Here is a 14,692-nt window from a genome sequence, read left to right on the forward strand (position 1 = left end):
GTCAGCCTCCGATCGTCTCGGTCTCGGTGCCGCCGGCCCACTGGCTCAGCTTGAACACCACGAACTCCGCGGGCTTGACCACCGCGATGCCGATGTGCGCGACCACCATGCCGGCGTCGCGGACGTCGGCCGGGTTGGTCTCCTCGTCGCACTTGACGAAGAACGCCTCCTCCGGCGTACGCCCGAGCAGTGCGCCGTCGCGCCACACCCGGGTCAGGAAGGCGCCGATGTCCCGCCGGATCGACCGCCAGAGCGTGTAGTCGTTGGGCTCGAACACCATCCACCGGGTGCCGTTGGCGATGGCCTGCTCGATGGCGATCGAGAGCCGCCGGACGTTGAGGTAGCGCCACTCGCTGGCCTCGGCGGCGAGCGTACGGGCCCCCCAGAGCCGGATCCCCTCGCCGGCGAAGTAGCGGATGACGTTGACGCCCTTGGGGTTGAGCACGTCGTGCTCGGGGCGGGTGACCAGGTAGCCGAGGTCCACCGCGCCGCGTACCGGCTCGTTGGCCGGGGCCTTGTGCACCCCGCGCAGGGCGTCGGTGCGGGCCCAGATGCCGGCCACGTGCCCGCTCGGCGGGGTGAGCACGAGGTCGCCGCTGATCGGGTCGCGTACCTTGATCCACGGGAAGTAGAAGGTGGCGAAGTCGGACTGCCGGGGCCGGTCGGCGCCCGGCTCGTTGTCATCGTCGTCGGGTTTGGCCGTGCCGTCCGCGGGCTTGCCGGCGGGCTTCCCGGAGCCCGGCGTGGCGACCCGGGTGAGGGTGGAGATGTCGTCGACGTCCGGCGGCGGGTCGCAGATCGCCACCATGGTGCGCAGCCGCTCGGCCATGCTGATCAGCGCCTCGTGCGACACCGGGTCGTGGTAGCCGGGGGCGGCGAGGATCGAGATCTCGTCGACCGCCTCCAGCAGTTGCAGCCCGCTGCGCCGCCCGCCGGTGCCGGTGAGCTGGCCGCCCTCCCCGACGTTCACCACCCAGCAGCGGGTGCCGCCGTTGTCGAGGTAGCCGAAGACCGCCCGGGCCAGGGCGGTGCTCTCCAGGTGCTCGCCGTCGGCGTAGCGGCGGAGGAACTCCGACCAGCTGTTCACCGCGAGGGCCTGGTTGACGTGGGCGGTGCGGTCCGGCGCGACCCCGACGAAGGCGGCGGTGCTGGTGCCGACCGCGCCGATCGGGCGGGCGCCGCTGGGCACCTCCTCGACGTAGATGCCGGGGGAGAAGTAGGTGGGCATCGGTCCTCCTTGAGGAGTCAGTCGGGGGCGCAGACGATGACGAGGTCGGGGTCGGCGGGGTCGAGGTCGGCGGTGAGGGTGCGGCCGCGCCCGACCAGCCGCACCCGGACCGGCCGGTCCGGGTCCTCCGGGTCGTGCGGGAGGCCGACCAGTCGGAACCGTCCGGCGTGGTCGGTCTCCGTGGCGTACGGGGTGCCGACCACCTCGACCCGCATCGCGGCGAGCGGCTGCCGTTCCGGGCCGACCACCTGCCCGTCGAGGGCGCGCATGGCGAGCTGCCGCAGCCGCAGCGGCTGCCGCACGGGCGGTGCGGCCGGCAGCGGCCGGGCGATCTGCGCCGGCACATCGAGCAGCAGCGCCGGCCGGGGCGCGACCCCGAACGCCCGCCAGAGCTCGGGGTCGCCCGCGGCGAGCACGACCTCCGGCTCGCCGGCCGTCGCCGCGGCGGCCAGCACCCGGTCCAGCGTGGGGAGCGCGTCCGGTCTGGTGCCGGCGAGCAGCAGCCGGACCACGAACCGGTACGGTTCGCGGGCCGCGCCGCTGCCCGCGGTCTGCCGGGCCGGCCGCAGCTCCAGCGGCCAGACGGTGAGACCGCCGTCGGGGTCGTCGCGGGGCGGGCCGACCGGGACGGACTCGCCCGCCGCCCCGGTCAGCCAGGCCGTGAGGTCCGCGACGGCCGCCTCGATCGCACCGGTCATCGCGGCGGCGTCCCCTGGATCCGGTACGCGATGACCTCGTTCCACACGTGCGGGTAGACGCCGATCTCGAAGTACCGGGTGAACCGGTTGATCGGCGCGTTGGTGTGGTCGTGCCAGAGCAGCCAGACCGGGGCGATGGTGAACAGGACGTAGTTGAGCATGACCAGCGGCAGGTAGAGCGGGCCGAGCAGCCGGGCCTGGAGGATGTGCACGTCCTCGTGGCGCTGGATGCCGGGGCGGGACCCGGCGCAGACCGTGCCGATGGTGGTGGCGTACCGGGGGGAGACCCCCTCGACCACGTTGACCCGGCCGCTGGCCTGGGAGATCACCCGGTCGAGCTGGTGCCCGAAGACCAGGTGCAGGGCGAGGTAGAGCGCGCCGACGGCGGTGTTGAGCAGGCTCCAGGTGTGGTCGACGACGAAGAGGAGGATCCCCTTCGCGTCCGCGCCGTACGTGCCCGCGGCGGCGACCGCCCAGCCGAAGGGCGCGCCGATCAGCAGCCCGACGACCGCGCCGACGAGCAGGCCGAGGAGACCGCCGGCCAGTTGGCCGAGCAGGGCCCCGAGGACGATGTGGACGGCGACGCTGATGATGCCGAAGACCATGGGGGTCACCTCTCTCAGACCCACGAGCGGAGGTAGCGGGGCTCGCGTCCCTGCGCGAGCTGGGTCGGCGAGGCGCTCGTCGCCTGCCGGTTGCCGGGCGGCAGCTGGTTGATGCCGAGGGCGGCGGAGAAGATGACCAGCCCGTTGAAGAACGCGATGATCCACTTTTCCGGGCCGGCGTCGTCGGCGAACGCCGCCGTCAGGTACGACAGCGCCAGGGCGAAGCCCAGCGCGATCCACTTGCGGGCCTTGTCGCCGCTGGGGCCGAGCAGTCCGCCGATGACGTTGCTGGCCAGCAGGGTGGCGGCGCTGGCGCCGGTGAGGCTGCCCAGGGCGGCCCAGGTGAAGAGATCGTTCACGGCGATCTCCCTTCGGATGGTGCGGTGGTGCCTTCGGGGTGGTGGGTGAGGTGCGGCGGCCGGGACCGGGCGGGCCCGCCCGCCCGAGGGGCGGCGCCGCGCCGGGTCAGGCCGGATGGTCGGCCCGGGGTGCCGGCGCGGGGGTGGTGGCGGTCGGGGCGGCGGTGGCCGGGCCACGCGGGCGGCGGAGCAGGAGGACGACGACCACAGCGACCAGCAGCAGGACGACCACGCCGCCCACCACCAGGAGCCAGGGGAAGCCGTCGCCGGAGGCGGGGTCGGCGGTGGCGGTGGCGGACGCCGGCGCCTCCGCCTCGGCGACCAGCTCGGTCGGCTTGTCCTGGTTGCTGGCCACCTTCCAGCTCACCGACCGGCCGTTGACCGTGCCGTTGGAGCTGATCACCCGGCCCGGGAAGGTCACCGATATCTCGAACGACATCAACGTGACGAACGCCCGCCGGGTGTCCGGATTCTGCTCGGGCACTTTCCCGGCGTAACTGTCCGGGTTCAGCGGAAACGAGAAGCGGTAGCGGTCGCCGAGGCGGACCAGTTTCACGCTGTCGCTGGTGAATTGCGACAACGGCTTTTTCCGGTACGCGACCTGCACGCCGTAGAACTTGGCGTCCTCGTAGCGGCTCTCGTCGCCGGCGGGGAGGGTGGGGAGCTGCCGCCGCATGTCGGCGAAGGCCGTCTGGACGTCCGGGTTGCGATCCTTGAGCAGGGACTTCTCGGCGGTCACCAGGAGCTGGCCGGTGACCGTGTCGTCGGGGTTCACGGTCAGCCCGAGATTGAGCTGCATGCAGCCGCTCAGCGCCGCCACGAGGGCGAGACCTACCGCGAGGCGAATAGCCCGACTGCGGCGGAGTCTCGTATTCATGCGCACAGTGTGTGTGATCGCTATCACACTGAGCAGTCAGCGATCAGTCACAAGCAAGTCGCCGATCTTACCGGTCGTATCTCCCATTCGGACGACCCCGGAAAGTCACGCGATCGATATTCTGGAAGGTTGACCAATTTCCGGTTCCACGGGTGATCCACGTCGGACGGACCGCGTCGCGGCCGGGGGCGGAATGCGGTTGTGGCGGTGGGCGTCGCCGGTGATGCTGGCCGGGATGACGCGACAGGACGATACGCCGATGACGGCCCGGGACCGCGTCCCGCCGATCGACGTGGCGCTGGTCCGCCGGCTGGTGGCCACGCAGTTCCCGCGCTGGGCCGACCTCCCGGTCCGGCCGGTCGCGGTGGGCGGCTGGGACAACCGCACCTTCCACCTGGGCGACGAGCTGACCGTGCGGCTGCCCAGCGCGGCGGGATACGTGCCGCAGGTCGAGAAGGAGGATCGCTGGCTACCGGTCCTCGCACCGCGGCTCCCGCTGGCGGTGCCGACCGCGGTGGCCAGGGGAGAGCCGGGCGAGGGCTACCCGTTCCCGTGGTCGGTCCGGCGCTGGATCGCGGGGGAGACCGCCACGGCCGAGCGAATCGGCGATCAGGTCGCGTTCGCCCGGGCGCTCGCCGACTTCCTCCTCACCCTGCACCGCACCGAGCCGGCGGGTGGGCCGCCGGCCGGCGCGCACAGCGCCTTCCGGGGCGCTCCGCTGGCCACCTACGACGGGGAGACCCGCCGGGCGGTCGCGCAGCTCGGCGACCGGATCCCCGGCGGCGAGGTCATGGCGATCTGGGCGGCGGCCCTGCGGTCCACCTGGACCGGCCCGCCGGTGTGGTTCCACGGCGACGTCGCCTGGGGGAACCTGCTGGTGCGGGCGGGACGGCTCGCGGCGGTCATCGACTTCGGCTGCTGCGGGACGGGCGACCCGGCGTGCGACCTGGCCATCGCCTGGACGCTGCTGTCCGGGGCGAGCCGGGAGGTCTTCCGCGCCGCGCTCGGCACCGACGACGCCACCTGGGCGCGGGGGCGGGGCTGGGTGCTCTGGAAGGCGCTGATCACCCTCGACAACCCCGACCCGGTCCGCGCGGCGGAGGCCCGCCACGCGCTCGACGCGGTCCTCACCGACTGGCGGGCGACCGGTCCGGGGTGATCCGGAAGACCGGGATGTCGGCCGCGACCCGGACGAACTCGGCCGGCGGGGCGTGCCGGTCCACCGGGACGTGCGCCCGTGCCCCGGGGGCGAGCGCGAGGTGCCGGCGCAGGACCGGGGGCCGCTCCGCCACGTCCACCTCGACCAGCCGGACCGGCTCCCGCCGACCGTGCCGCAGCACCGCCCGGCCGCCCGCAGCGCGGACGTTGGCCACCCATTCGGCCCGGGCGCCGAGCATCGACACCAGGTAGCGGCCGCCGTCGTGGTCGGCGACGACCAGGGGCACGGAGATCGTCCGGCCGCTGCGGCGCCCCCGCACCTCGAGGATCACCCAGTGCCCGGGGGCGAGCCCGGCCGCGTACTGCCGGGCGGAGAGCCGGTTCAGGAACCTGGCGACCGCGTTCGGGTGGCCGGTGCGGTACATCCACCTCAGGTGCCGGTACCAGAGGCCAGCGGACATCGGAACCTCCTCGGACGGGGCGTACACCTACATTGAGGACCGCCCGGGGCGGTGCCGGGAAGGGTCCTAAGGCCCGCGCCGCCTGTACTAGGTTGGGCCGATGCATCCTGTCGCCACCGTCATCCTGGTCGACCGCTCCGGCCGGCTGCTGCTCCAGCTCCGCGACGCGCACGCGCCGTACCACCCGAACGTGTGGGGCCTGCCGGGCGGGCACTGGGAGCCGGGGGAGACCGTCGACGAGACGGCGGTCCGGGAGCTGCGGGAGGAGACCGGGCTGCGGCCCGACGCGCCGCTGCAGCTCTTCACCGTCCAGGAGCTCCCCGAGGTCGACCGGGTGAAGCACTACTTCTGCGGCGCGACCGCCGCGCGGCAGGAGGACGTGGTGCTCGGCGAGGGTGCCGCGATCGTCTTCACCACCCCGGATGAGGTGCTGGACGGGCGACCGTACACCCCGGGCACCGCGGCGGTGCTCGCCGACTTCCTCGCCTCGCCGGAATACGCCGAGCTGGCCGCGGGCTGAGTCAGCGGTCGGGCCGACGGCGGCTGCCGGTCGGCGTACCGGGCCATGCCGCTGGCCGCCGGGTGACCGTCGCCACCGGCTCGGGGTGGCCTCCACCGCTGCCGACCGGGCCGCCGCGTCGCAGGATGGTGGGCGAAACGACGGGAGGCGACGATGGCGTGGTGGGGCAGGGTCCGAGCGGCCGCCGGTCGGCTGCGGCGCGGCTGGCTGCCGGTGGCGGAGGCGACCCTCGCGGCCACCGTCGCCTGGATCCTCGCCACCCGGCTGGTCGGCCACCCGGAGCCGTTCTTCGCCCCGGCCGCGGCGCTGATCGTGCTCGGCCAGGCTCGCGGCCAACGGATGCGCCGGGCGGTCGAGGTGGTGCTCGGCGTGGCTGCCGGCGTGCTCGTGGCCGACCTGGTGGTGCAGGCGCTCGGCCCGCGTACCACCTGGACGGTCCTCACCGTCATCCTGCTCACCGTCTCCCTCGCGGTGGCGATCGGCGCCAGCTCGGTCACCGTCGTACAGGCCGCCGTCTCCGCCCTCTACCTGGTGGTCGTCGCGCCCCCGACGGAGACGCTGATCCCGTTCCGGTTCGTCGACGCGCTGATCGGCGGCGGGGTGGCGGTCGTGGCAAGCCAACTCGTCGACGTCCGCCGTCCGCTCGCCCCGCTGATCACCGAGTTCCGGCACACCTTCCAGGAACTCGCCGGCGTGCTCGACGAGGTCGCCGCCGCCTTGGACGCCGGCGACGACGAGGCGGCGCTGGCCGCGCTGGAGCGGGCCCGCCACGCCGACGCCGGGGTGGAACGGCTGCGCGGGGCCGTACAGGCGGCCGGCGAGGCGCTCCGGCTCAACCTGCGCCGCCGCGAGCACCTCGGGCGGCTGCGCTCGGTCGAGGCCTCGATCCGGCAGATCGACTACGCGGTCCGCAACGTGCGCGTGCTGGCCCGCGCCGCGGTCACCCTCACCCGGGGCCCCGCGCCGGTGCCGCCCGACCTGGGTGCCGCCGTACGGACCCTCGCCGAGGCGGTGCGCTCGGCCGGCGACGCGCTCGCCGCCGACCTCAACGGGCAGGACGCCGTTGCCGACACCCACGCCGAGCGGGCGGACGTCGCCGCGCTGGAGGCGGTCCGGGCGGCGGGACGGCTCTTCACCGCGGGCCAGACGCTGCCTCTCGCCATGATCATCGGCCAGATCCGGGCGACCGCCATCGACCTGCTGCGCGGGGTCGGCGGGGACGACGACGCGACGGTGCTCAGCCGGGTCGACGCGGCGGTCACCGGGCCGGCGCACTGACCCCGGGCTCAGCCACCAGCCAGTCCACGGCCCGCCGCCGGATCTCCTCCGGCACCTCGTGCCCGCCGGTGAACTCGGCGTACTCGGCCGGGTAGCCGAGGGTGTGGAGGCGCGGGACCAGCCGCCGGCTGCACACGTCCACCGGCAGCACCCGGTCGTCGGTGCCGTGCGAGACGAAGACCCGCGGCCGGCCGTGGGTCACCAGCGGCGCGGCGAAGCCGGGGGAGAAGGCCAGCACCGCGTCGACCAGGTCGCCGTTGGTCAACCCCAGGGAGAGGGCGTACGACGCGCCGTCGGAGAAGCCGCCGAACGTCACCCCGGCCACCGGATACGTGCCGAGGGCGTCCGCCAGGAGCGTGTCGATCCGGGCGACGTCCGGGCCGTACCCCTCGGCGATCAGGTCCCAGGTGCTCGCGGCGGCCTGTGGGGCGACCAGCAGCAGCCGGTGCGCGTCGGCGAGCGGCAGCAGCAGGTCCAGGCCCTGCCGGGCCGAGCCGCCCGCGCCGTGCAGCAGCACCACCAGCCGGTACGGCCCGGCGCCCGGCGGGACGTGCCGCAGGCCCGGCCGACCGCCGCTCGGGTCGGCCAGCGGGGTGGTCCCGGGCGGAGCGGGCTGGGCAACCACGGTCGCGCGGGCGCTCAGCCGGCCGTGCCGGTGCCCCTCCTCGGGCTGCCGGTGCGGCGGCGCGGGCTCGGTCACCTCGTCCTCGCCCCCTCGTCGGTCGGATCGCCGGCGCTCACCCCGCTGCCGCCGGTCGGGTCGCCGGGGCTTACCCGGCTCCCGCCGGTCCAACCGCGCGGGTCAGGCGCTCTCCCGAGCGACCAGCGCCGACGGGAACGCGGTCACGGGGGGCACCGGCCGGCCCTCCAGCACCGCCGTGACCGCCGCGGCGGCGATCCGGGCCACCGGGTGGGTGGCGGTGGTCAGCGCCGGGCTGCTCACCGCCGCGTACGGGATGTCGTCGAAACCGGCGACCGCCACGTCCCGCGGCACCCCGATGCCGCGCCCGCGCAGCGCGGCGATCGCGCCCAGCGCGGTGGCGTCGCTCGCGGCGTAGATGGCGTCGGTCTCCGGCCAGCGGTCGAGGGCCTCCAGCGCGGCCCGGCCGCCCCGGTCGGCGGTGAAGTCCCCGATCACCAGGCGCTCCGGCAGGCCCGCTGCCCGCATCAACGACCGGTACGCGGTCACCGACCGCTCGGCACAGGTGAGCCAGCGGGGACCGGTGACCATGACGATCCGCCGCCGACCCCCGGCGTACAGGTGGCGCAGCACCGCGTCGGAGCCCCCGGCGTTGTCCACGTCGAACGAGGGCACGGCGGGCGAGCCGATGCCGATCGAGGCGACCCGGCCGCGCATCCCGGCGGGCAGCGCGTCGAGCACCGGCTGCGTGGTGTTGACCAGCACCATCCCGCACACGCTCCGGTCGTCGCCGAGCCGGCGCAGGCCGGCCGAAGCGGTCCGGGACAGCCACTGCAGGGTCACCCCGACGCCGTGCGGGGAGCAGACCCGGGCCGCCGCGCTGACCACCCGGTCCACGTACGGGTCGTCGAGGACGGTCTCGTCCCGGCCGGCGACGGCGACCACGAGGCGTACCCCGGCACCCCGGACCAGGGCGCGGGCGGTGGTGTTCGGCACGTAGCCGAGGCGGTCGGCGGCGGCGGTGACCCGATCGCGGGCGTCCGGCGAGGCGAACCCGTAGCCGCCGAGCACCCAGGAGGCGGTGGCCCGGGAGACCCCGGCCGCCTGCGCGACGTCGTCGAGGGTGGTGGGTCGTGTCGTCGGCGTACCCATGTCGGCATCATGCCTGCTCGGGGCGGACGGGGTAAGGGGTGGGAGCGCTTGCGATGAGAGCGCTCTCAGGTGTGCGATGGTGGTCGGCAGCACCGGGGGAGAGGACCACAACACAGTGAACAGCACCATCGACGCGCCGGCCGTCGACCGGCGGGCCGTGCCGCGGCCGGTCCTGGCGGCCCGCAACGGGGTGGCGGTCGTGTTCGCCCTCAACGGGCTCGCGGTGGCCACCTGGTTCTCGCGGGTGCCCGCGATCCGCGAGGCGCTCGGGCTCAGCGCCGGGCGGCTCGGCCTGCTGCTGCTGGCCATGTCGGCCGGCGCGCTGGTGGCGATGTCCACCGCCGGGCTGGTCACCCTGCGGCTCGGCCCGTCCCGCACCGTAACCGCGTCGACCGTGCTGGTCGCGCTCGGCCTGACGGTCGCCGGCCTCTCCGCCAGCCTGGCCGGTTCGCTGGTCGGCGTCGTGGTCGGGCTCTTCGCCGTCGGCTACGGCTCCGGCACCTGCGACGTGGCGATGAACGTCGAGGGCGCGGCGGTGGAGAAGCGGCTCGGCCGGACGATCATGCCCCGGTTCCACGCCGCCTGGAGCCTCGGCTCGGTGGCCGGGGCCGGGATCGGCGCCGGGGCGGCCCGGTTGGGCGTACCGGTCGGCTGGCACCTGCCCGTGGTCGCGGCGGCGGTCCTGGCCGGCACGCTGCTCGGCGCCCGCGCCTTCCTGCCCGCACCGGCCGAGGCGGCCGGCCCGGCCGATCCGGCGGCCCGCCGGCGCGCGCTGCTGGCCACCTGGCGGGAGCCGCGCACCCTGCTGATCGGCCTGTTCGTGCTGGTGATGGCGTTCACTGAGGGCAGCGCCAACGACTGGCTGGCGGTGGCGTTCGTCGACGGGTACGGGGTCAGCGAGGCGATCGGTGCCACCGTCTTCGGAGTCTTCGTGGTCGGCATGACCCTCGGCCGGACCGCCGGCACCGTCGCCATCGACCGGTGGGGCCGGGTGCCGGTGCTGTTCGGCACCATCGGGCTGGCCGCCACCGGCGCCACCCTAGCCGTGCTGGCCGGCTCCGGGCCCCTCGCCGTGGTCGGCGTGGCGCTGTGGGGGATCGGAGCGTCGCTCGGCTTCCCGGTCGGGATGAGCGCCGCCGCCGACGACGAGGACCGGGCGCCGACCCGGGTCAGCGTGGTCGCGATGGTCGGCTACAGCGCCTTCCTCGGCGGCCCGCCGCTGCTCGGCTTCCTCGGCGACCACCTGGGCATCCTGCCCGCCCTCGGGCTCGTACCGCTGCTCCTGCTGCCCACCTTCGCCCTGGTGTCGGTGCTGCGCCCGCCGTCCCGCTGACCCGCGGCCGGGCCCGGCCACGGCACCGCTCACGCGCCGTCAGCGGACTCCCACCGGCCTCGCAGCCGGTTGACAGGTACGGGTGCTGCACTGGGAGGACGCCGAGGAGAGGAGGCGGAGATGGGCTGGTTCAGCCGCCGGGCCACCGACCCGACCACCCCGACCAAGCTCGACCGTGAGGCGAATCGGGACGACCTGGCCGCGCTGGAGGCCTTCGTGACCAGCCGGCGCGGGGTGGAGTTCTACCTGGAGCCGGAGACCACGGCCACCGACACCACGGTGGTCGCCATCGCCCACGACGGCGAGTGGATCCGTCGCCGCACCGGCTCGCCCCGGACCGCCGCGAAGATCGCCCAGCGGCACGCGGTGCCGCTCTACGAGGCGGCCCGCTCCGGCTACCCGGAGCGGATGCGGGCCTGGAACCGCGCGCACCCGGAGCGCCGCGCCCGCTGACCCGTCGCGACGCCCGGGGCGGTCAGACCCCGGCGGCCACGCCGGCGCCGATGCAGAGCAGGGCGCAGCCGGTGACGAGCTGGAGGCGTCGGTGCACGGCCGGCGTGGACACCAGCGCGCGCCCGCGGTCCACCGCCCAGGTGAACAGCAGGTACCAGCAGCCGGTGACGGCCGCCCAGAGCGCCCCGAGGGCGAGGCTGGAGAGGAACACCGGCCCGTCGGTGGTGAGGAACTGCGGCAGCAGGGAGACGGCGAACACACCGGCCTTCGGATTGCCGAGGTTGGTCGCCAGGCCCGCGGCGTACGCCCGCCAGCGGCCGGCCCGCGCGGCGACCGTCCGGCCGGGGGCGATAGTCGCGGGTCGACGCAGCGACAGCAGCGTGGTCACCCCGAGAACGGTCAGCAGCGCGCCGCCGGCGACGCGTACCGCCGCGTAGGCGTGGGGGTTGGCCAGCAGGACCGCGGACAGGCCGGCCGCCGCGGCCGTGGTCCAGATCAGCAGCCCGCTGCACGTGCCGGCGATGCTGGCCCAGGCCCGACGCCGACCGCCGTCGAGGGTCTGCCGCAGCATGAGCGCCTGCCCGGCCCCGGGCAGCATCGCCAGCAGCCACGTCGTGGCGACGAAAACGGGCAGGTGAGTGGGCATGTCCGGCCACCTCCAGGTCGCAGTCAGGTGCTCCACCGTAAGGCTGCCCACCGTTGCCGATTCAGAGAAGTAAAAGATCTGCGCTGCAGCTGTAAGCTGGCTTAATGCTCCTGGAGCCGGCGCAGTTGCGGCTGTTGGCCCTGGTCGAACGCCACCGATCGCTGTCGGCCGCCGCGACGGCGTTGGGTATCACCCCCGCCGCGGTGACGCAGCAGGTCGCCCGGGCCGAACGCGACTGCGGTGCGGCGCTGGTGCGTCGCGGGCCTCGAGGCGCCACGCTGACGGCGGCGGGCGCGCTGCTCGCCGCGCACGGGCAGGTGATCGACCAGCACACCCGGGAGGCCGCCGACGGCCTGGCGGCGCTGCTCGGCGAGCTGTCCCTCCGGCTGCGCATCGGCGCGTTCCAGGCGGCCGCCCTGCACCTGCTGCCCCCGGCGCTGACCGCCCTGCGCCACCGCCATCCCGACGCCGACCTGTCGGTGGTCGACATCACCTCCGACCTCGGCATGCCCGCCGTGGCCGCCGGCGACCTCGACCTGGCCGTCATCGCCTCCTGGGACGAGCCACCCGCCCCGCCGGAACACGTCCGGGTGCACCCGCTGCTGACCGACCCGATGGTCGTCGTCCTGCCCGACGACCACCCGCTCGCCGCCGCGCACCCGCCGGACGTCGCCCTCCAGCTCGACCAGCTCCGCGACGAAGCCTGGGTCACCATCCTGGCCGGGCATGCCGCCCGGGCCCAGTTCGACCGCGCCGCGGCCGCCGCCGGCTTCAGCCCGAGGGTGCGTTTCCAGACCGCGTCCTACGACGTCGCCCAGGCTCTCGTCGGCACCGGCATCGGCGTCGCCCTGGTCTCCCGACTCGCCCTCACCAACACCCCCGGCACCACCCACCGCGAACTGACCCCGCACGGGCTGCACCGCCGGCTCTCCGCCGCCACCCTCGCCGACAGCAGCCTCACCCCGCTGGTCGGGGCGTTCCTCCAGCTCCTGCACGACGTCGCCAATGACGTCACCGCCACCTGGGCGGCGCGCTAGGCAGGGTGTTTCGCCCGGGCGTCAGGACCGGTTGCCGGACTGCCACCCCTGCTGATGGAGTCTCTCGAACCCGTCGAGCAGCAGGTCGAGCGCGAACTCGAACTCGAACTGGTCGTCACAGCCGCGGCCCACGACCGACCCTTCGTCGTGGGCGCCGGACGTGGCTATCTCCGCGATGTGCGGATACCGACCGGCGAGCTCCCGGAACATGGCCGCGTGCGCCTCCGGCTCGGCGGGCAGCGGTGAGGCGGGAAACAGCTCCTGGGTGAACCCCCACACGCGGCTGCCGAGAACGTGCATCACGTGGTGAGTGAGGTCAACGGACAAGCCGCCGGCCCGGAACGTGCCGGCGATCGAGTCCAGGTAGTCCAGAACGAGCAGGGTGGGCTGCGAGCGGGACTCGATCACGCGCGACGCCCAGGGGTGGCGCAGCAGCGCCCGTCGGGCCGAGAGGATGCGCTGGCGGATGCCGGTCTTCCAGCCGGTGTCGAGGTCCGGTGGGTCGATCTCGCCGACGATGACGTCGACCATGCCCTCGAGGAGCTCTTCCTTGTTGGCCACGTGCTTGTAGAGCGCCATCGGCACGACGCCCAGCTCCTGGGCGAGGTTGCGCATGCTCAGCGAGTCGATTCCGGCGGCGTCGGCGAGCGCGACGGCGGCGCGCAGTACGCGGTCTCGGTTGAGGGGGCTCCGGCGCCCACCATCCGGCTGCTGGACCATCTCGACCGCCTTCCATGCCAACGGTTGCCGAAGGGTACCCGCCCTTGACGGTGTACGGCGTACACCTTAGCCTGGCGGGAGATGTGTACGCCGTACACCTCTGGGTCGCGCCGACGTGGCCGACCACCGATGACCGGAACCAGGAAGGGACCCCCGTGACCTCCTCCAGTAAACGAGAGTGGCTGGTACCAGTCGGGCTGATCGTGCTCAGCGCCGTTCCGGTCATCGCCGGCGCCGCCCGCCTCACCGAGCTCACCGGGGGTGCGACGGTGACACCGGAGAACGCGCGGTTCTTCGCCTCACCGGTACCCGTGGTCGTGCACATCGTCGGTGCGAGCCTGTACTGCCTGCTGGGCGCCTTCCAGTTCGCCCGCGGCTTCCGCCGCCGCAGGCCCGGCTGGCACCGGATCGCCGGGCGGCTGCTGATCCCCTGCGGGCTCGCCGCGGCCCTGTCGGGCGTGTGGATGGCGGCGCTCTATCCCCGTCCGCCCATCGACGACGTGCTCCTGACCCCGATCCGGCTCGTCTTCGGCTCGGCCATGGTCGCCTGCATCGTCCTCGGCGTCGCCGCCATCCGGCGTCGGGACCTCGCTCGGCACCGGGTGTGGATGGCCCGTGGCTACGCGATCGGTCTGGGCGCGGGTACCCAGGTCCTGACCCACCTGCCCTGGATGCTGCTGGCCGGTCAGCCGAGGGGGCTCGGCCGGGTGCTGCTGATGGTCGCCGGCTGGGTGATCAACCTGGCCGTGGCCGAGTGGGCGCTTCGCCGGGGGCAGATCAAGTCAGCCCGGGCCGTCAGAGACCTTACCGGCGCTCGCGCCGGCGTACTTGCCAGCCGGTGAGGTCGACACGGCGACGCGCGGTCGGACAGCTCCACCCGGGTACTGGCGCTGGCCATCCGCGGATCCATCATGGACGGACCCCAGCCGGCAGGCGGCATTGGCCGGCAAGCGGTATCCTACCGCCCGCACGACCACAAGATTTGCCCGAAGGGAGGGACTGCCCATGACAACCGACAGCCCAACGGTGGCCGCATCGGGCCTGGTCTGCCGCGTCGGCGCGGGCGTGATCGGCGGGCTCGCCGGGGGCGTGGTCTTCGGTGTCATGATGCAGGCGACGGACATGTTGCCGATGGTTGCCAGGCTCGTCGATGGCGAGTCGGTCCTCGTTGGCTGGGGTGTGCACCTGGCGATCTCCGCGTTCGTCGGCACCACGTACGCGCTCATCTTCGGCGCCTTGGCCGAGGTCCTCGTCGCATCGACGGTGCTCGGTGTGCTCTACGGGGCGGTCTGGTGGCTCCTCGGCGGGCTCACGCTCATGCCGCTACGGCTGGGCTTGGGCCTGTTCGTCCTCGACAGCGCGGCCTGGCAGAGCCTGGCCGGCCACCTCGCCTACGGCCTGGTCCTCGGCCTCACGTACGCCCTGGTCATCCCCGGGCGGCTCGGGGCCGAATAGCTCGCCGGGTCGGACAACGTCCACGACGGCGACCAGGGCGCGGAAGGGGACTTGCCTGCCTGGCACGATGGG

18 protein-coding genes are annotated in these 14,692 nt (G+C 74.3%); 8 read left to right on the top strand and 10 right to left on the bottom strand.

Translation table 11 applies throughout. The features are described 5' to 3' along the window. Position 1: 1 nt before the first annotated feature. From ACFYOS_RS05930 to ACFYOS_RS05950, 5 genes are all read right to left on the bottom strand, one after another. Positions 2-1,228 carry a phage tail sheath family protein gene (locus tag ACFYOS_RS05930; protein WP_387136273.1) on the bottom strand — a complete coding sequence of 409 codons (1,227 nt, stop codon included), beginning with the start codon at positions 1,226-1,228 and terminating at the stop codon, positions 2-4. Between the two features lie 17 nt (positions 1,229-1,245). After that, positions 1,246-1,926: a carboxypeptidase regulatory-like domain-containing protein gene (locus ACFYOS_RS05935; protein ID WP_387136274.1), complete on the bottom strand. Its 681-nt coding sequence runs from the start codon at positions 1,924-1,926 to the stop codon at positions 1,246-1,248. Continuing rightward, positions 1,923-2,531, bottom strand: a complete 609-nt coding sequence (locus ACFYOS_RS05940; RefSeq protein WP_387136275.1) for a glycine zipper family protein — start codon at positions 2,529-2,531, stop codon at positions 1,923-1,925. The genes ACFYOS_RS05935 and ACFYOS_RS05940 overlap by 4 nt, the downstream gene beginning before the upstream one ends. A gap of 14 nt (positions 2,532-2,545) precedes the next feature. Beyond that, positions 2,546-2,890 (bottom strand): hypothetical protein, encoded by a 345-nt coding sequence (locus ACFYOS_RS05945; RefSeq protein ID WP_387136276.1) that lies wholly within the window; start codon positions 2,888-2,890, stop codon positions 2,546-2,548. Positions 2,891-2,996: 106 nt separating this feature from the next. Beyond that, on the bottom strand, positions 2,997-3,767 hold the full coding sequence (locus tag ACFYOS_RS05950; RefSeq protein WP_387136277.1) for an LppM family (lipo)protein: 771 nt from the start codon (positions 3,765-3,767) through the stop codon (positions 2,997-2,999). A gap of 235 nt (positions 3,768-4,002) precedes the next feature. Between ACFYOS_RS05950 and ACFYOS_RS05955 the strand changes: the two genes are divergently transcribed. Then, positions 4,003-4,926 (top strand): aminoglycoside phosphotransferase family protein, encoded by a 924-nt coding sequence (locus ACFYOS_RS05955; RefSeq protein WP_387136278.1) that lies wholly within the window; start codon positions 4,003-4,005, stop codon positions 4,924-4,926. Here the strand turns inward: ACFYOS_RS05955 and ACFYOS_RS05960 are convergent. Then, positions 4,895-5,386 (bottom strand): nitroreductase/quinone reductase family protein, encoded by a 492-nt coding sequence (locus ACFYOS_RS05960; RefSeq protein WP_387136279.1) that lies wholly within the window; start codon positions 5,384-5,386, stop codon positions 4,895-4,897. The genes ACFYOS_RS05955 and ACFYOS_RS05960 overlap by 32 nt on opposite strands. A gap of 100 nt (positions 5,387-5,486) precedes the next feature. Here ACFYOS_RS05960 and ACFYOS_RS05965 point away from each other — a divergent pair, with 100 nt between their 5' ends. Together ACFYOS_RS05965 and ACFYOS_RS05970 are read left to right on the top strand one after the other, a co-directional pair. After that, on the top strand, positions 5,487-5,906 hold the full coding sequence (locus tag ACFYOS_RS05965) for an NUDIX domain-containing protein (RefSeq protein WP_387136280.1): 420 nt from the start codon (positions 5,487-5,489) through the stop codon (positions 5,904-5,906). A 153-nt stretch (positions 5,907-6,059) separates the two neighbouring features. Beyond that, the gene (locus ACFYOS_RS05970; protein WP_387136281.1) at positions 6,060-7,184 is read left to right on the top strand and encodes an aromatic acid exporter family protein; all 1,125 of its coding nucleotides are present in this window, start codon (positions 6,060-6,062) and stop codon (positions 7,182-7,184) included. Here the strand turns inward: ACFYOS_RS05970 and ACFYOS_RS05975 are convergent. Continuing rightward, entirely contained in the window at positions 7,165-7,884 is a 720-nt protein-coding gene (locus tag ACFYOS_RS05975; protein ID WP_387136282.1) for an alpha/beta hydrolase, read from the bottom strand. The two genes, ACFYOS_RS05970 and ACFYOS_RS05975, sit on opposite strands and share 20 nt — an antisense overlap. A 102-nt stretch (positions 7,885-7,986) precedes the next feature. Continuing rightward, positions 7,987-8,976: a LacI family DNA-binding transcriptional regulator gene (locus tag ACFYOS_RS05980; RefSeq protein ID WP_387136283.1), complete on the bottom strand. Its 990-nt coding sequence runs from the start codon at positions 8,974-8,976 to the stop codon at positions 7,987-7,989. A 76-nt stretch (positions 8,977-9,052) separates the two neighbouring features. Between ACFYOS_RS05980 and ACFYOS_RS05985 the strand changes: the two genes are divergently transcribed. Continuing rightward, positions 9,053-10,309: an MFS transporter gene (locus ACFYOS_RS05985; protein WP_387136284.1), complete on the top strand. Its 1,257-nt coding sequence runs from the start codon at positions 9,053-9,055 to the stop codon at positions 10,307-10,309. A 120-nt stretch (positions 10,310-10,429) separates the two neighbouring features. Continuing rightward, positions 10,430-10,762: a hypothetical protein gene (locus tag ACFYOS_RS05990; RefSeq protein WP_387136285.1), complete on the top strand. Its 333-nt coding sequence runs from the start codon at positions 10,430-10,432 to the stop codon at positions 10,760-10,762. Between the two features lie 22 nt (positions 10,763-10,784). Here ACFYOS_RS05990 and ACFYOS_RS05995 read toward each other — a convergent pair whose 3' ends face one another. After that, positions 10,785-11,408, bottom strand: a complete 624-nt coding sequence (locus tag ACFYOS_RS05995; protein WP_387136286.1) for a LysE family translocator — start codon at positions 11,406-11,408, stop codon at positions 10,785-10,787. Between the two features lie 104 nt (positions 11,409-11,512). Here ACFYOS_RS05995 and ACFYOS_RS06000 point away from each other — a divergent pair, with 104 nt between their 5' ends. Then, positions 11,513-12,445 carry a LysR substrate-binding domain-containing protein gene (locus ACFYOS_RS06000; RefSeq protein ID WP_387136287.1) on the top strand — a complete coding sequence of 311 codons (933 nt, stop codon included), beginning with the start codon at positions 11,513-11,515 and terminating at the stop codon, positions 12,443-12,445. Positions 12,446-12,466: 21 nt separating this feature from the next. Here ACFYOS_RS06000 and ACFYOS_RS06005 read toward each other — a convergent pair whose 3' ends face one another. Next, positions 12,467-13,165, bottom strand: coding sequence for a TetR/AcrR family transcriptional regulator (locus tag ACFYOS_RS06005; protein WP_387136288.1), 699 nt, complete (start codon positions 13,163-13,165; stop codon positions 12,467-12,469). Between the two features lie 155 nt (positions 13,166-13,320). Between ACFYOS_RS06005 and ACFYOS_RS06010 the strand changes: the two genes are divergently transcribed. Continuing rightward, positions 13,321-14,007, top strand: a complete 687-nt coding sequence (locus ACFYOS_RS06010) for a DUF2306 domain-containing protein (protein WP_387136289.1) — start codon at positions 13,321-13,323, stop codon at positions 14,005-14,007. 163 nt (positions 14,008-14,170) lie between these two features. Beyond that, entirely contained in the window at positions 14,171-14,620 is a 450-nt protein-coding gene (locus tag ACFYOS_RS06015) for a hypothetical protein (RefSeq protein ID WP_387136290.1), read from the top strand. Positions 14,621-14,692 lie beyond the last annotated feature (72 nt).

It is taken from the genome of Micromonospora sp. NPDC005806 (assembly GCF_042871425.1).
Lineage (GTDB): Bacteria > Actinomycetota > Actinomycetes > Mycobacteriales > Micromonosporaceae > Micromonospora.

Bases quoted from the DNA above. Each gene is read 5' to 3' on its own strand.
- ACFYOS_RS05935 (WP_387136274.1), bottom strand. From the start codon at position 1,926: ATGACCGGTGCGATCGAGGCGGCCGTCGCGGACCTCACGGCCTGGCTG.
- ACFYOS_RS05995 (WP_387136286.1), bottom strand. From the start codon at position 11,408: ATGCCCACTCACCTGCCCGTTTTCGTCGCCACGACGTGGCTGCTGGCG.
- ACFYOS_RS05950 (WP_387136277.1), bottom strand. From the start codon at position 3,767: ATGAATACGAGACTCCGCCGCAGTCGGGCTATTCGCCTCGCGGTAGGT.
- ACFYOS_RS05930 (WP_387136273.1), bottom strand. From the start codon at position 1,228: ATGCCCACCTACTTCTCCCCCGGCATCTACGTCGAGGAGGTGCCCAGC.
- ACFYOS_RS05940 (WP_387136275.1), bottom strand. From the start codon at position 2,531: ATGGTCTTCGGCATCATCAGCGTCGCCGTCCACATCGTCCTCGGGGCC.
- ACFYOS_RS05965 (WP_387136280.1), top strand. From the start codon at position 5,487: ATGCATCCTGTCGCCACCGTCATCCTGGTCGACCGCTCCGGCCGGCTG.
- ACFYOS_RS05955 (WP_387136278.1), top strand. From the start codon at position 4,003: ATGACGCGACAGGACGATACGCCGATGACGGCCCGGGACCGCGTCCCG.
- ACFYOS_RS06000 (WP_387136287.1), top strand. From the start codon at position 11,513: ATGCTCCTGGAGCCGGCGCAGTTGCGGCTGTTGGCCCTGGTCGAACGC.
- ACFYOS_RS05985 (WP_387136284.1), top strand. From the start codon at position 9,053: ATGGTGGTCGGCAGCACCGGGGGAGAGGACCACAACACAGTGAACAGC.
- ACFYOS_RS06005 (WP_387136288.1), bottom strand. From the start codon at position 13,165: ATGGTCCAGCAGCCGGATGGTGGGCGCCGGAGCCCCCTCAACCGAGAC.
- ACFYOS_RS05960 (WP_387136279.1), bottom strand. From the start codon at position 5,386: ATGTCCGCTGGCCTCTGGTACCGGCACCTGAGGTGGATGTACCGCACC.
- ACFYOS_RS05980 (WP_387136283.1), bottom strand. From the start codon at position 8,976: ATGGGTACGCCGACGACACGACCCACCACCCTCGACGACGTCGCGCAG.
- ACFYOS_RS05990 (WP_387136285.1), top strand. From the start codon at position 10,430: ATGGGCTGGTTCAGCCGCCGGGCCACCGACCCGACCACCCCGACCAAG.
- ACFYOS_RS05970 (WP_387136281.1), top strand. From the start codon at position 6,060: ATGGCGTGGTGGGGCAGGGTCCGAGCGGCCGCCGGTCGGCTGCGGCGC.
- ACFYOS_RS06015 (WP_387136290.1), top strand. From the start codon at position 14,171: ATGACAACCGACAGCCCAACGGTGGCCGCATCGGGCCTGGTCTGCCGC.